Consider the following 14,427-nt stretch of genomic DNA (forward strand, 5'->3'; position numbering starts at 1 on the left):
CCGCCGGGATTGCGCTAAAATCGCGAATTCGTTCCGCCCTCCGGGGCGGATCCCCCCTGAATACAATTCCGCTGGAGAATCCCACCATGTCCATGGCTGACCGCGACGGTTTCATCTGGCAGGACGGAAAACTCGTGCCGTGGCGCGAGGCGACGACGCACGTCCTGACCCACTCCCTGCACTACGGCCTGTCCGTATTCGAGGGCGTGCGCGCGTACAAGACCGCCAAGGGCACCGCGATTTTCCGCCTCCCCGAGCACACCCAGCGCCTGATCAACTCCGGCAAGATCTACATGATGGACATTCCTTTCTCCAAGGAAGAACTCATGGAAGCCCAGCTGGAGGTCGTGCGCGCCAACAAGCTCGAATCTTGCTACCTGCGCCCGATCGCCTTCTACGGCTCGGAGAAGATGGGCATCTCGACGCGCGGCGCGCGCGTGCACGTCGCCATCGCCGCCTGGCCGTGGGGCGCCTACCTCGGCGAGGAAGGCCTCGAGAAGGGCATCCGCGTGAAGACCTCGTCCTTCGCGCGCCAGCACGTCAACGTCACCATGGCGCGCGCCAAGCTCGCCAGCACCTACGCCAACTCCATTCTCGCCAACCTCGAAGTCACGCAGGACGGCTACGACGAGGCGCTGCTGCTCGACACCCAGGGCTTCGTCGCGGAAGGCGCGGGCGAGAACCTCTTCGTCATCAAGGACGGCGTCGTCTATGAACCGGAAATCGCCTCCGCGCTGACCGGCATCACGCGCGACTCGGTGATCAACATCGTGCGCGAACTGGGCCTGCGCTTCGAATCGCGCCGCATGACGCGCGACGACATCTACATCGCCGACGAAGCCTTCTTCACCGGCACCGCGGCCGAAGTCACCCCGATCCGCGAACTCGACAACCGCGCGATCGGCGCCGGCAAGCGCGGCCCGATCACCGAGAAGATCCAGGCGCGCTTCTTCGACATCGTCAACGGTCGCGCCCCCGAATACGAGCGCTGGCTCTCTTTCATCTGAGGATTCCTCCGCCATGGCCGACAACCAGAACAAGACCCAAACCATCGCCGTAACGGCGCACGACCTGCCCCTGCACTGCCCGCGCCCCGACGCGCCGCTGTGGGCCCGTCACCCGCGCGTCTTCCTCGACGTGCTCGCCGAAGGCGAAGCGGTCTGCCCGTACTGCAGCACGAAGTACGTGTTCACCGGCGAGCGCCCGAAGGGTCATCACTGATCCTGCGGCACGCATCAAGCGGAAATGGGGGCAGCGATGCCCCCATCGCTTTTCCGAACCCGCCCACCGTCAGAGCCGGCAGAACGTGAACAAACCCGTCTACACCACCGCACTGGAGGCCGAAGCCGCCTTCTACGACGCACTTGCGCGCTCGGACCTGGACGCGATGATGCAGGTGTGGTCCGAAGACGATGAAGTCGTATGCATCCACCCGGACGGCGCCCGCATCGTCGGCCTGCGCGCCGTGCACGAGTCATGGCGCCAGCTCTTCGCCGGCGGCACGCGTCTCGCGGTCAGCGTCTCGCAGCGTATCGTCGCAGGCAACTCCCTGCTCGCGACGCACAACGTCATCGAACACGTTGCCCTGCCGGGCGACGAGCGCATCGCCCCGCCGATGATCGCAACCAACGTCTACGCCAGCGGCCCGCGCGGATGGAAGATGATCATGCACCACGCCTCGCCGGCCCTCGAAACGCAGCACGCCGTCACGCATGACGGCCCGCGCATCGTGCACTGACGCAATCGATGCGGCGCTGCAACATGCGCTTATGTTTTTTCCGCCGCCCCGAAACACCTGACTCACCCATCTGCGTTATCCTGCGCACCTCGGCGGCCCCGACGCACGCGAGCGCCCGGCCGCGCCTCGAACCCAATCTCTGCACACGAACAGGGCGAACATGACCTCGACCTCCTACACCGTCCCGGCAGCTGAAATCTTCAAGGCCTACGACATCCGCGGCATCGTCGATCGCACTCTAACGGCCGACGCCGTGCGCGCCATCGGCCACGCCCTCGGCTCGGAAGCCGTGGCTCGCGGCCAGCGCGCGATCGCCGTCGGCCGCGACGGCCGCCTCTCCGGCCCCGAACTGGCCGGCGCACTCTCCGACGGCATCCGCGCCGCGGGCGTCGACGTCGTCGACATCGGCTGCGTGCCGACCCCGCTCACCTACTTCGCCGCCTACCAGCTCGGCACCGACTCCTGCGTCAGCGTCACCGGCAGCCACAACCCGCCCGACTACAACGGCCTGAAGATGGTGCTTGGCGGCCAGACCCTGTACGGCCCCCTCATCCAGGACCTGCGCCGCCGCATCGCCGACAACGACCTCGCCCACGGCGCCGGCCAGCTGCGCCAGGAAAACGTCGTCGGCGCCTACCTCGAGCGCATCGTTTCCGACGTCAAGCTCGCCCGCCCGATGAAAATCGTCGTCGACTGCGGCAACGGCGTCGCCGGCGCGGTAGCCCCCGAACTCTTCCGCCGCCTCGGCTGCCAGATCGTCGAACTCTTCTGCGAAGTCGACGGCACCTTCCCGAACCACCACCCCGATCCGTCCAAACCGGAAAACCTGCAGGACGTGATCCGCGCCCTGAAGGAAACCGACGCCGAACTGGGCCTCGCCTTCGACGGCGACGGCGACCGCCTCGGCGTCGTCACCAAGGACGGCGAGATCATCTTCCCCGACCGCCAGCTCATGCTGTTCGCGGCCGACGTGCTGTCGCGCGTGCCGGGCGGCGAGATCATCTACGACGTCAAATGCACCCGCAACCTCGCCGGCTGGGTGCGCCAGAATGGCGGCAAGCCGACGATGTGGCAGACGGGCCACGCCCTCGTGAAGGCCAAGCTCAAGGAGACCGGCGCCCCGCTCGCCGGCGAGATGAGCGGCCACGTGTTCTTCAAGGAACGCTGGTTCGGCTTCGACGACGGCCTCTACGCCGGCGCCCGCCTGCTCGAGATCCTGTCGCGGCACGCCGATCCCAGCGCCGTGCTGAAGGGGCTGCCGGACGCGGTCAGCACGCCCGAGCTCAACATCAAGATGGCCGAGGGCGAGCCCTTCGAACTCGTGCGCCGCCTCAAGGAGACGGCCCGCTTCGACGGCGCCAGCGAGGTCATAACCCTCGACGGCGTGCGTGTCGAATACGCCGACGGCTTCGGGCTCGCACGTCCGTCGAACACGACCCCTGTCGTCGTGCTACGATTCGAAGCTGACAACGACGCCGCGATCGCACGCATCCAGGACGCCTTCCGCGCCTCGATCGACCAGGTCTGGCCCGGGCTCAAGCTGCCGTTCTAAGAACATCCGATAACAACAATAACAACAAACACCAGGCCCCGATCCGCAAGGATCGGGGCCTTTTCCTTTCCACAGCGCCAACACACGACACCCGAATCACCGGCACCCCGCCAGGCGTCGTCGCCTTCCCCCGCAGGGCTGTCGAGAGCGCCGCCGGCCGGGACGTTGCGGGGGAAAACGGCGGCGCATGTCTGAGGGCGCGCAGCGCCCGAGTTTGCGCCGACGCCCCCGCGGCGGCCTGGCCGGCGGGAAGCCGAAGGCCGCGAACGTCTGCCCGGAGGGGGAAGGCGACGACGCCGACCACGGAGTCCCGCCCTCCAACAAACCGCCCCCTGGAAGCACAAGAGCCCCGCCGGTCAAAGGCCGACGGGGCTCTCGATTTCAAAACCGCGAGAAAACCGGGCGCTTACAGCTTCCCCGCCACCCAGTCCGCGACACCCGCCAGCGCCGCCGGCAGCTTCGACGGCTCCGTGCCACCCGCCTGCGCCATGTCCGGCCGACCACCGCCCTTGCCGCCCACCTGTTGCGCGACGAAGTTCACCAGCTCGCCCGCCTTCACCTTCGCGGTCTGGTCCGCCGTCACGCCCGCAATCAGGCTCACCTTGCCGTCGGCCGTCGACGCCAGCACGATCGCCGCCGACTTCAGCTTGTCCTTCAGCTTGTCCATCGTCTCGCGCAGCGTCGGCACGTCCGCGCCGTCCAGCATCGCCGCCAGCACCTTGATGCCCTTCACATCGGTCGCCTGCGCCACCAGATCGTCACCCTGGCTCGCCGCCAGCTTCGACTTCAGGCGCGCCAGCTCCTTCTCCAGCGCGCGTACGTTGTCCAGCACCGCCGCAACACGCTCGGCCACCTCGTCCGGTTGCGCCTTCAGCAGGGCCGCAACGCCCTGCACGCGCCGCTCCTGCTCCTGCACGTACTGCAGCGCCAGCTCGCCCGTCACCGCCTCAATTCGGCGCACGCCCGCCGCCACGCCGCCTTCCGACACGATCTTGAACAGGCCGATGTCGCCCGTGCGCGCGACGTGCGTGCCGCCGCACAGTTCGCGCGTCGAGCCGATCGACATCACCCGCACCTCGTCGCCGTACTTCTCGCCGAAGAGCATCATCGCGCCCGTCTTCTGCGCCTCCTCGATCGGCATCAGCCTGGCATCGGTCGCCGCATTGGCGAGGATCTCGGCATTGACGATCTCCTCGACCTCGCGGATCTCCTCCGGCGTCATCGGCGCGGTGTGCGCGAAATCGAAGCGCGTCTTGTCCGGATCGACCTGCGAGCCCTTCTGCAGCACATGCGTGCCCAGTACTTCGCGCAGCGCCTTGTGCATCAGGTGGGTGACCGAGTGGTTGCGCTGCGTGCGCGCACGCGCCGCCGCATCCACCTTCGCCGTCACGCCCTGGCCGACCGACAGCCGGCCCGTCTTCAGCACACCGTGATGACCGAACACCGTGGCCTGGATCTTCTGCGTGTCCTCGACCGCGAAGATGCCCGCCGCGCCGCGCAGTTCGCCGCGGTCGCCGACCTGGCCGCCCGACTCGGCATAGAAAGGCGTGTTGTCCAGCACCACGACCCCCATCTCGCCTTCGACCAGCTCATTGACCGGCGCACCGTCCTTGTACAGCGCCAGCACGTTGCCGCGCTCCTCCAGCCGCTCGTAGCCGTGGAAAGTCGTCGCCGGACCGTCGTACTCGAGGTTCGCCGCCATCTTGAACTTGCCGGCCGCGCGAGCCTGCTCCTTCTGGCGCGCCATCGCCGCGTCAAAGGCCGCCGCATCGACGGTCACGTCGCGCTCGCGGCACACGTCCGCGGTCAGATCCAGCGGGAAGCCGTAGGTGTCGTGCAGCTTGAACGCCGTCTCGCCGTTGAACACCGTCACGCCCGCGGCAGCCATCGATCCCAGCTCGGCTTCCAGGATCGCCATGCCGTTCTCGATCGTCGCGAAGAAACGATCCTCTTCCTGCTTCAGCACCTCGGACACGCGCGCCTGTGCAGCCTTCAGGTCCGGATAGGCCTCGCCCATCTCGCCGACCAGGTCGGCCACGAGGCGATGGAAGAAGGCCGCCCGCGCGCCCAGCTTGTAGCCATGGCGGATCGCACGGCGAATGATCCGGCGCAGCACGTAGCCGCGCCCCTCGTTGCCGGGAATCACGCCATCGGCGATCAGGAAGGAGCAGGCACGGATATGATCTGCCAGCACCTTCAGGCTGGGGCTGGAAAGATCCGTGACCTTCGTCTCGCGCGCGGCTGCGGCGATCAGCGTCTGGAAGAGATCGATCTCGTAGTTGCTATGCACATGCTGCAGCACCGCCGAGATGCGCTCGAGCCCCATGCCGGTGTCCACGCTGGGCTTGGGCAGCGGATGCATCACGCCGGCCTCGTCGCGGTTGAACTGCATGAACACGTTGTTCCAGATCTCGATGTAGCGGTCACCGTCCTCCTCGGGCGATCCCGGGGGGCCGCCCCAGATCTCGGGGCCGTGGTCGTAGAAGATCTCGGTGCACGGGCCGCAGGGGCCGGTATCGCCCATCATCCAGAAATTGTCCGAGGCGTAGCGTGCGCCCTTGTTGTCGCCGATGCGGATCACGCGCTCGGCCGGCACGCCCACTTCCTTGGTCCAGATGTCGTAGGCCTCGTCGTCCTCCGCATACACGGTGACCCACAGCTTGTCCTTCGGCAGCTTGAATTCCCCGGTGAGCAGCTCCCATGCGTAGGCAATCGCGTCGCGCTTGAAATAGTCACCGAAGCTGAAGTTGCCCAGCATCTCGAAGAAGGTGTGATGCCGCGCCGTGTAGCCGACGTTCTCGAGGTCGTTGTGCTTGCCGCCGGCGCGCACGCATTTCTGCGAGGTCGTCGCGCGCGTGTACGGACGCTTGTCGAAGCCGAGGAACACGTCCTTGAACTGGTTCATCCCCGCGTTGGTGAACAACAGGGTGGGATCCTCGTGCGGCACCAGCGAACTGGAGGCGACGATCTGGTGGCCTTTCGACTCGAAGAACTTGAGGAATTTCTCGCGGATTTCGGCGCTTTTCATGGCTGGAATTCGGTTGGGCGGCACCGCGGCGGCACCGTATCGTTCGGAAACGAAGATTCTAACCGATGCCCGCCCGCTTGCGCCCGCGCGTCAGCCCGCCAGTGACGCCATCAACTGCATTCCCGTGTAGCCCGCCTGCGGCGAGAGCAACAAGGGAATCTGGATGAATGCGTAAGTCATGACCAGAAGGAACAAGCCCGACACGACCGCGACGAACTGACTGAAGAATTCCGTCTTGCTGAGGTTCATTGCACGCTCCCGTGGGCCCGCAAGCAGGCCACCTTGAACACGGGTCGATGCTAGGGCGACACTCGCCGCCGCCCGGTAAGACGATGAAACCCTTGGTAAGCCGATGAAACGGCTGCGGCGACAGCCAGCCCCGTGCGGCGCGCGGCCATCGCCTATAATTTCCGCCTTTCCAGCCAAAAGAACGGATCAACCCCATGGGACATCGACTTTCGAAGATTTACACCCGCACCGGCGACGCCGGCACCACCGGACTGGGCGACGGCAAGCGCGTGTCGAAGAACAGCCTGCGCATCCATGCCCTCGGGGAAGTCGATGAACTCAATGCCGCGATCGGCGTGCTGCTGTGCGAGGAACTGCCCGAGGACGTGCGCACCCTGCTGACCGACGCGCAACACGATCTCTTCGACCTCGGCGGCGAAGTGTGCATCCCGGGCATGAGCATGATCACCTCGAAGCAGGTCGAGAAACTCGAACAGGAACTGGACCGCTTCAACGAACCGCTGGAACCGCTCAAGGACTTCATCCTGCCCGGCGGCACCCGCCCCGCCGCGCTCGCGCATCACGCACGCACGGTGTGCCGGCGCGCCGAACGCTCGCTCGTCGCACTGGCGCTCGAGGAGGCGGTCAACGACGGTCCGCGCCAGTACCTGAACCGCCTGTCGGACCTGCTATTCGTGCTCGGCCGCGTGCTCAACCGCGCCGGCGGCCGGGGCGACGTACTGTGGCAGAAGCGCAAGAACGCCTGACCGGGCACGAACCGCAGCGGTAACGGTTCCCGCGCCGCAACACCCCGGCGCGGGCAATTGCCTTACTCCAGATCGGCGCCCTTGCTGACCCGCCGCTGGCGCACCGCCTCGGCAAGGATTTCGAGCACGGTGACGCTGTCCTCCCAGCCGATGCACGCATCGGTGATGCTCTTGCCGTACTCCAGCTCCTTGCCGGGCACCAGATCCTGACGCCCTTCCTTCAAGTGCGACTCGACCATCACGCCGATGATGCGGTCCTCGCCCGCCGCCATCTGCACCCCGACGTCGCGTGCGACGTCGATCTGCAACCGGTGCTGCTTGCGGCTGTTGGCGTGCGAGGCGTCGATCATGACCTTGCCCGGAACGCCCGAGGCGGCCAGCTCCTTGCATGCCGCGTCGACGCTCGCCGCATCGTAGTTGGGGGCCTTGCCGCCGCGCAGGATCACGTGGCAATCCTCGTTGCCCATCGTCGACACGATCGCCGAATGGCCGGCCTTGGTCACCGACAGGAAATGGTGCGGCGACTGCGCGGCCTTGATCGCATCGACGGCGATCCTGACGTTGCCGTCGGTGCCGTTCTTGAAGCCGACCGGGCACGACAGCCCGGACGCGAGCTCGCGATGCACCTGGCTCTCGGTCGTGCGCGCGCCGATCGCCCCCCATGAAATCAGGTCGCCGATGTACTGCGGCGTGATCATGTCGAGGAACTCGGTGCCGGCAGGCAGGCCCATCTCGTTGATTTCCCACAGCAGCTTGCGCGCGAGACGCACGCCCTCGTTGATGCGGAAACTGTTGTCGAGGAAAGGATCGTTGATCAGCCCCTTCCAGCCGACGGTCGTGCGCGGCTTCTCGAAATACACGCGCATGACGACGAGCAGCTCGTCCTTGAAGCGCGCAGCCTCCGCCTTCAGCTTGCGCCCGTATTCGAGCGCCGCATCGATGTCGTGGATCGAACAGGGCCCGATCACAACCAGCAGGCGGTCGTCGGCACCGAACAGAATGCGATGGATCGCCTGCCGTGCCTCGAACGCCACTTCCGCCGACTTCGGGGTCGCCGGATACTCGCGCAGCACGTGCGCGGGCGGCACCAGCTCCTTGATTTCCTTGATGCGGACGTCGTCGATGTGGATCTTGACTGAAGCGGACATGGCGAAAACTCTGCAGGATGGCTTTGGCAAGCGTTCGATTCTAGCCCAAGATGGGCGTCCGCCGCTGAGACGCGGCACCCAGCGATGCTCATCGGCGCCGGTTTTGCGTTTTGCAGTACCTCGGCCGGAATAAACTGCACACGCCGATTGTTCATGGCGTAACGAACCCCGAAGGGAGCAAGTATGAACAGCCGGCACTGCGCGAACGTCCCCCGCCAAGCCCCTGTCGGACGCACGGATCCGACCTGACACGATTCGCCGCCCGCATGTTCTCCGACGACGCCCTCCTCGCCGAAATCCCGCGCCTGCGCCGCTACGCGCGCGGCCTCACGGGCGACGCCGCACGGGCCGACGACCTCGTGCAGGACACGCTGGAGCGCGCGCTGCTGAAGGGGCGCCTATGGCGCCCGGGCAACCTGCGAGCCTGGCTGCTGACGATGATGCACAACGTGTTCGTGAACCAGTACCGCGCCTCGGGCGCCTTGGACTTCCGCCCCCCCGAAGACCTGCCCGAGGTCGCGGTACGCCCCCAGCAACTGGACGGCATCGAGCTGCGCGAACTGGAACGCGCCCTGCAGCAGCTGTCGCCCGAGCAGCGCGAGGTGCTGCTGCTCGTCACCCTGGAAGACATGAGCTACGAGGACACCGCCCGCATCCTCGGCACGCCCATCGGCACCGTCATGTCGCGCCTGTCGCGCGCGCGCGAGCGCCTGCGTCAGGTGCTCGCCGGGCAATCCGCCGTACCCGATTATCTGAAGGTTGTGAAATAGCCATGCCCCGCCCGATCTGCGAAGACGATCTGCATGCCTGGGTCGACCGGCGACTGGACGCCGCCCGCCGCGCCGAGGTCGACGCCTGGCTGGCCGAGGATCCGGCACGCGCGGCGCGCGTCGAGGGCTGGCGCTCGGACAGCGAAATACTGCATCGCGCCTATCAACCTCTCCTCGCCGAGCCGATCCCGGCACGCCTGCGTGCCACGCTCGAACGGCGCCGTCCCGCGCGGACCCTCCGCTTCGCCGCCGTTGCGGCGTGGATGACCATCGGCGCGCTTGCGGGCACGGGTGTCGGCTACCATCTGGGCCAATCCTCCGTCCCGGCTGGCGACGCCCTCGCGTCCCTGCCGCATCGTGCCGCGGTCGCCCATGCCGTGTACTCCCCCGAAGTACGTCACCCGGTCGAAGTCGGGGCGGACCAGGAACAGCATCTCGTCGCCTGGCTCACGAAACGCCTCGGCGCCCCGGTGAAACTTCCTGACCTGCGTGAACAGGGGTTCGCGCTGCTCGGCGGACGGCTGCTGCCGGCAACCGACGGTCCCAGCGCCCAGTTCATGTACGAGAACGACGGCGGCCGCCGCCTCACGCTCTACCTCAGCGTGCGCGACGACGGCGACGGCACGACGGCGTTCCGCTACGCGCAGCAGGGCGAAGTGGGCGTGTTCTACTGGGTGGATGGCCGCTTCGCCTATGCCCTGTCCGGCCAGTTCGGCCGCGAGACGCTGCTGCCGCTCGCGAACAGCGTCTATCACCAGATCTCTCCCTGACCGGAGCGCCGCGTCGAGCGGGTCAAATTCCCCGATCAGACGGAACTTCGGCATCATGCGGATGCCGAACGAGCAAGCTTTGACCCCACGACATCAGGCGATGCGAATCCTCAGGCCCAGCGACATCCTGCCATCCGAAATCACGCCGCGTGCCCTGTTCGAGGAGCGGCGGCGCTTCCTCCTCGGCGCCGGTGCGACGCTCGCCGCCGGGGCCGCGATGTGGACCGGACTGCCCGCCGACGCACGCGCCACGGCCGCGAAGCTCGGCCCGCTGGCACGCTCGCCGCTCAGCAGCGACGAGACCCAGACGCCGTACAAGTCGGTCACGACCTACAACAACTACTACGAATTCGGCACCGACAAGGAAGATCCCGCAGCGAACGCCGGCAAGCTGGCGGTGCGCCCATGGACGGTGCGCGTCGAGGGGCTTGTCGGCAAACCACGCAGCTTCGACATCGACGAACTACTCAAGCTCGCCCCCCTCGAGGAACGCATCTACCGCCTGCGCTGCGTCGAGGCGTGGTCGATGGTGATCCCCTGGGTCGGCTTCCCGCTGTCGGCACTGCTGAAACAGGTCGATCCGCAAGGCAGCGCCAAATACGTCGAGTTCGTCACCCACTACGACCCCAAGATCATGCTCCGCCGTCCGGTGCTCGACTGGCCCTACACCGAAGGCCTGCGCATGGACGAGGCCATGCACCCGCTGACGCTGCTCACGCTCGGGCTGTACGGCGAAGTGCTGCCGAACCAGAATGGCGCCCCGGTGCGCGTCGTCGTGCCGTGGAAGTACGGCTTCAAGAGTGCCAAATCCATCGTCGCGATCCGCCTCGTCGAGAAGGAACCCCGCACCGCGTGGAACAAGGCCGCGCCGAGCGAATACGGCTTCTATTCGAACGTGAATCCGAACGTCGACCATCCACGCTGGAGCCAGGCCACCGAGCGGCGCCTCGGCGAGTTCCGCAAGCGCCCGACGCTGATGTTCAACGGCTATGCCGAGCAGGTCGCCAGCCTGTACCAGGGCATGGACTTGCGCAAATCCTTCTGACCCGCGTTCCGGCCCGCGCGCCGACCTGAATTCCGCCCCCGCCCGCCTCCATGACGAAGACTCCGTCCGCCACCCAGCTCACCGCAATCAAGGTCGCCCTGTTCGCGCTGTGCCTCGTGCCGGTCGCGCTCTACGTCCAGCGCTGGTTCGACGACGCCCTAGGCGCCAACCCCATCGAAGCGATCACGCGCGGCAGCGGCGACTGGACGCTGCGCTTCCTGCTCATCACGCTCGCCGTCACGCCGCTGCGCAAGCTGACCGGGCTCAACTGGCTACTGCGACTGCGCCGCATGCTGGGCCTGTTCGCATTCTTCTACGCCAGCCTGCACTTCACGACGTATTTCTGGCTCGACCAGTTCTTCGACCTGCAATCGATCGCCCACGACATCATGAAGCGCCCCTTCATCACCGTGGGGTTCTCGGCCTTCGCGCTACTGATCCCGCTCGCCCTCACGTCGAACAACTATGCGATCCGGCGCCTCGGCGGCCGCCGCTGGCAATCGCTGCACCGCTCGGTGTACGCGATCGGCATCCTCGCGATCGTGCATTACTGGTGGCTGGTGAAGGCGGACGTCCTCGAACCGATGATCTACGGCCTGATCCTCGCCGCCCTGCTGGGTCTGCGCGGCTGGTGGCGCGAGCAGGAACGTCGCCGCCAGATTGCCGCAAGCATGCCGCACCCGATGCCGGGCGCAAAGGTCATCCCGCTCGTCGCGAAGTCGCGCTAGGACTGCGAATCAGCCCTGCTTCGGGCGAATCGCATTCTTCGGCCGGAAGGCCTTGATCACCGCCTCGTCGGTCTCGACATAAGGTCCGCCGATCAGGTCGATGCAGTAGGGAATCGCCGCGAAAATACCGACGTGCGCGACCGAACCGTCGGCCGCACGCAGGCCTTCCAGCGTTTCGCGGATCGACTTCGGCTGCCCCGGCAGGTTCACGATCAGCGACTTGCCGCGGATCACCGCGACCTGACGCGACAGGATCGCCGTCGGCACGAAGTTCAGGCTGATGCGCCGCATTTCCTCGCCGAAGCCGGGCATCTCCTTCTCGCCCACCGCGAGCGTCGCCTCCGGCGTCACGTCGCGTACCGCCGGCCCGGTGCCACCGGTCGTCAGGATCAGCGAGCAGCCTACGGTATCGACGAGATCGACCAGCGTGCGCTCGATCATCGGCCGCTCGTCCGGGATCAGCCGCGTCTCCGCGCGCCACGGCGAAGTCAGCGCCCTGGCGAGCCAGTCCTTCAACGCCGGGATGCCCTGGTCCTCATAGGTCCCATCGGAAGCCCGGTCGCTGATCGAGACCAGGCCGATGGTGATTTCGTCGCTCATTGCGTCTCCTTCATTGCTTCCCGATCACTCATTCTTCGGCAGCGTCTTCAGCCGCAGCATCCGCTTCGCCACCATCGCCCGCCCCGGCGTCGAGATCGCGCAGGATACGGAAGATCTCGCGGAACGCGCGCGGCGGCTTGTTCAGCTCGCGCTCCTTGATCGCATTGCGGCGCAGCGTGCGCAGCTGCTGGAAGTCGGCCTCCGGCCACTGCTCGCCGATCGCCTGCAGCGTCTTCTCGTCCTCGATCAGATCGGCGCGCAGGCGCTCGAGGCGGTGCTGGCGTGCAATCTCTGCCTTCGAGATACCGTTGAAGACATCCAGCTGCGCCTGGATCGGCGCCGGATCGACGTTGCGCATCAGCTTGCCGACATATTGCATCTGGCGCCGGCGCCCTTCGTGGCTGGTAATGCGCTTGGCCTCGCGCACCGCATCGGCGAGCGAATCGGGCATCGGCACCTTCTTCAGCTGGTCCAGCGACAAGGCCACCAGCTGCTCGCCCAGATCCTGCAGCGCATGCATGTCGCGTTTGCGCTGGCTCTTGCTCGGCCGCTCCGGAAACCCCGAATCGTCGTCCGGCAGCATTTCGTCGTCGTGGGCGTGGCTCATGAAAAGTACAGTCGGTTGGAACGGGGTAAGATTATAGCCTTTGCTCAACGGTCTCCCGCCCATGTCCGATCAAGGCTTCTCCTTCCCCTCCGACCGCCTGCAGGAAATCGCCAGCGACGTCCTCAAGTTCGCGAAGAAACGCGGCGCGTCGGCCTGCGAAACGGACGTCTCGGAAGGCTTCGGCCAGTCCGCGACGGTGCGCAAGGGCGAAGTCGATACGATCGAGTACAACCGCGACAAGGGCATCGGCGTCACGGTGTATCTCGGCCAGCAGCGCGGCCACGCCAGCACCTCGGACTTCTCGAAGGCGGCCCTCAAGGCCACCGTCGACGCGGCGATCTCGATCGCACGCTTCACTGCGCCCGACCCCTGCGCAGGACTCGCAGATGCTGCGCTGATGGCGAAGGACTGCCCCGATCTCGACCTGCACCACCCCTGGCGCCCGAGCGTCGAGGACGCGATCACCGCCGCACGCCGCTGCGAGGATGCCGCCTTCGCCGTGAGCCCGAAGATCACGAACTCCGAAGGCGCCAGCGTCTCGACGCAGGAATCGCACTTCATCTCCGCCAACAGCAACGGCTTCATGGGCGGCTACGCCAGCTCGCGCCACAGCCTGTCCTGCTCGGTCATCGCCGGCGAGGGCGACGGCATGCAGCGCGAATACTGGTACGACACGCGCCGCGACGCCGCCGAACTGACGTCCGCCGAAGAAGTGGGCCGGCGCGCCGCCGAACGCGCGCTCGCGCGCCTCGGCGCGAAGAAGATCAAGACCTGCGAAGTGCCCGTGCTGTTCGACGCGACGCTCGCCGTGTCGCTGATCGGCAACTTCGTGTATGCGGTGAGCGGCGGCTCGCTGTACCGCAAGTCCTCGTTCCTGCTCGACAGCCTCGGCCACCCGGTATTCTCGCCCGTCGTGAACATCTCCGAGCGCCCGCACCTGCCCAAGGCCTTCGGCTCCAGCCCCTTCGACAGCGACGGCGTCGCGACGCACGACCGCGAAGTCGTCACCGACGGCGTGCTGCAGGGCTACTTCCTGTCGACCTACTCGGCGCGCAAGCTCGGCCTGAACACCACCGGCAACGCCGGCGGCTCGCACAACCTCATCGTCAAGTCGGGCGACATGGACTTCGCCGCGCTGGTCAAGCACATGGACCGCGGCCTCGTCGTCACCGAACTTCTCGGCCAGGGCGTCAACTACGTCACCGGCGACTACTCGCGCGGCGCCGCCGGCTTCTGGGTCGAGAAGGGCAAGATCAAGCATGCCGTGGAAGAAATCACCATCGCCGGCAACCTGCGCGACATGTTCCGCAGCATCGTCGCCGTCGGCAACGACGCCCTGCCGCGCGGCGCGAAAATCTGCGGCTCGATCCTCATCGAACGCATGAAGATCGCCGGTCGCTGAGCGCCCCGGCGCTTCGCCCTCAGCGCAGCGCTGTGGCATTCCCG

Annotated in this window: 15 protein-coding genes; 10 read left to right on the forward strand and 5 right to left on the reverse strand. The window is 66.6% G+C overall.

The features are described 5' to 3' along the window. Nucleotides 1-86: 86 nt before the first annotated feature. The 4 genes from GO615_RS12605 (at nucleotide 87) to GO615_RS12620 (ending at nucleotide 3,290) form a co-directional block, all read left to right on the forward strand. Nucleotides 87-1,007 (forward strand): branched-chain amino acid transaminase, encoded by a 921-nt coding sequence (locus tag GO615_RS12605; protein ID WP_169128493.1) that lies wholly within the window; start codon nucleotides 87-89, stop codon nucleotides 1,005-1,007. Nucleotides 1,008-1,020: 13 nt separating this feature from the next. After that, nucleotides 1,021-1,221 carry a zinc-finger domain-containing protein gene (locus GO615_RS12610; RefSeq protein WP_169128495.1) on the forward strand — a complete coding sequence of 67 codons (201 nt, stop codon included), beginning with the start codon at nucleotides 1,021-1,023 and terminating at the stop codon, nucleotides 1,219-1,221. A gap of 85 nt (nucleotides 1,222-1,306) precedes the next feature. Then, nucleotides 1,307-1,738 carry a nuclear transport factor 2 family protein gene (locus GO615_RS12615; protein ID WP_169128497.1) on the forward strand — a complete coding sequence of 144 codons (432 nt, stop codon included), beginning with the start codon at nucleotides 1,307-1,309 and terminating at the stop codon, nucleotides 1,736-1,738. Nucleotides 1,739-1,898: 160 nt separating this feature from the next. Continuing rightward, nucleotides 1,899-3,290, forward strand: a complete 1,392-nt coding sequence (locus tag GO615_RS12620; RefSeq protein ID WP_169128499.1) for a phosphomannomutase/phosphoglucomutase — start codon at nucleotides 1,899-1,901, stop codon at nucleotides 3,288-3,290. A 406-nt stretch (nucleotides 3,291-3,696) separates the two neighbouring features. Here GO615_RS12620 and alaS read toward each other — a convergent pair whose 3' ends face one another. Both alaS and GO615_RS12630 read right to left on the reverse strand, forming a co-directional pair. Continuing rightward, entirely contained in the window at nucleotides 3,697-6,318 is a 2,622-nt protein-coding gene (gene alaS, locus GO615_RS12625; protein WP_169128500.1) for an alanine--tRNA ligase, read from the reverse strand. 90 nt (nucleotides 6,319-6,408) lie between these two features. Continuing rightward, nucleotides 6,409-6,567, reverse strand: coding sequence for a hypothetical protein (locus GO615_RS12630; protein ID WP_169128501.1), 159 nt, complete (start codon nucleotides 6,565-6,567; stop codon nucleotides 6,409-6,411). A gap of 194 nt (nucleotides 6,568-6,761) precedes the next feature. On the opposite strand from GO615_RS12630, the gene GO615_RS12635 reads away from it, so the two are divergent. Beyond that, nucleotides 6,762-7,313: a cob(I)yrinic acid a,c-diamide adenosyltransferase gene (locus tag GO615_RS12635; protein ID WP_169128502.1), complete on the forward strand. Its 552-nt coding sequence runs from the start codon at nucleotides 6,762-6,764 to the stop codon at nucleotides 7,311-7,313. 62 nt (nucleotides 7,314-7,375) lie between these two features. On the opposite strand, the gene aroG is transcribed toward GO615_RS12635, so the two are convergent. Then, the gene (aroG, locus tag GO615_RS12640; RefSeq protein WP_169128503.1) at nucleotides 7,376-8,461 is read right to left on the reverse strand and encodes a 3-deoxy-7-phosphoheptulonate synthase AroG; all 1,086 of its coding nucleotides are present in this window, start codon (nucleotides 8,459-8,461) and stop codon (nucleotides 7,376-7,378) included. Nucleotides 8,462-8,727: 266 nt separating this feature from the next. On the opposite strand from aroG, the gene GO615_RS12645 reads away from it, so the two are divergent. The 4 genes from GO615_RS12645 (at nucleotide 8,728) to msrQ (ending at nucleotide 11,774) form a co-directional block, all read left to right on the forward strand. Continuing rightward, entirely contained in the window at nucleotides 8,728-9,231 is a 504-nt protein-coding gene (locus GO615_RS12645) for a sigma-70 family RNA polymerase sigma factor (protein ID WP_169128504.1), read from the forward strand. Between the two features lie 2 nt (nucleotides 9,232-9,233). Beyond that, nucleotides 9,234-10,001, forward strand: coding sequence for an anti-sigma factor family protein (locus tag GO615_RS12650; RefSeq protein WP_169128505.1), 768 nt, complete (start codon nucleotides 9,234-9,236; stop codon nucleotides 9,999-10,001). Between the two features lie 100 nt (nucleotides 10,002-10,101). After that, a complete protein-coding gene (gene msrP / locus GO615_RS12655; RefSeq protein WP_169128506.1) occupies nucleotides 10,102-11,046 on the forward strand; it encodes a protein-methionine-sulfoxide reductase catalytic subunit MsrP in 945 nt (314 codons plus the stop codon). Between the two features lie 50 nt (nucleotides 11,047-11,096). Then, the gene (gene msrQ / locus GO615_RS12660; RefSeq protein WP_169128507.1) at nucleotides 11,097-11,774 is read left to right on the forward strand and encodes a protein-methionine-sulfoxide reductase heme-binding subunit MsrQ; all 678 of its coding nucleotides are present in this window, start codon (nucleotides 11,097-11,099) and stop codon (nucleotides 11,772-11,774) included. Between the two features lie 9 nt (nucleotides 11,775-11,783). Here msrQ and mog read toward each other — a convergent pair whose 3' ends face one another. Next, nucleotides 11,784-12,374 carry a molybdopterin adenylyltransferase gene (gene mog, locus GO615_RS12665; RefSeq protein ID WP_169128509.1) on the reverse strand — a complete coding sequence of 197 codons (591 nt, stop codon included), beginning with the start codon at nucleotides 12,372-12,374 and terminating at the stop codon, nucleotides 11,784-11,786. Nucleotides 12,375-12,402: 28 nt separating this feature from the next. Next, a complete protein-coding gene (yjgA, locus tag GO615_RS12670) occupies nucleotides 12,403-12,981 on the reverse strand; it encodes a ribosome biogenesis factor YjgA (RefSeq protein WP_169128511.1) in 579 nt (192 codons plus the stop codon). Nucleotides 12,982-13,042: 61 nt separating this feature from the next. On the opposite strand from yjgA, the gene pmbA reads away from it, so the two are divergent. Beyond that, entirely contained in the window at nucleotides 13,043-14,383 is a 1,341-nt protein-coding gene (pmbA, locus tag GO615_RS12675) for a metalloprotease PmbA (protein ID WP_169128513.1), read from the forward strand. The last annotated feature ends 44 nt before the right edge of the window (nucleotides 14,384-14,427 follow it).

It is taken from the genome of Aromatoleum evansii (assembly GCF_012910805.1).
Lineage (GTDB): Bacteria > Pseudomonadota > Gammaproteobacteria > Burkholderiales > Rhodocyclaceae > Aromatoleum > Aromatoleum evansii.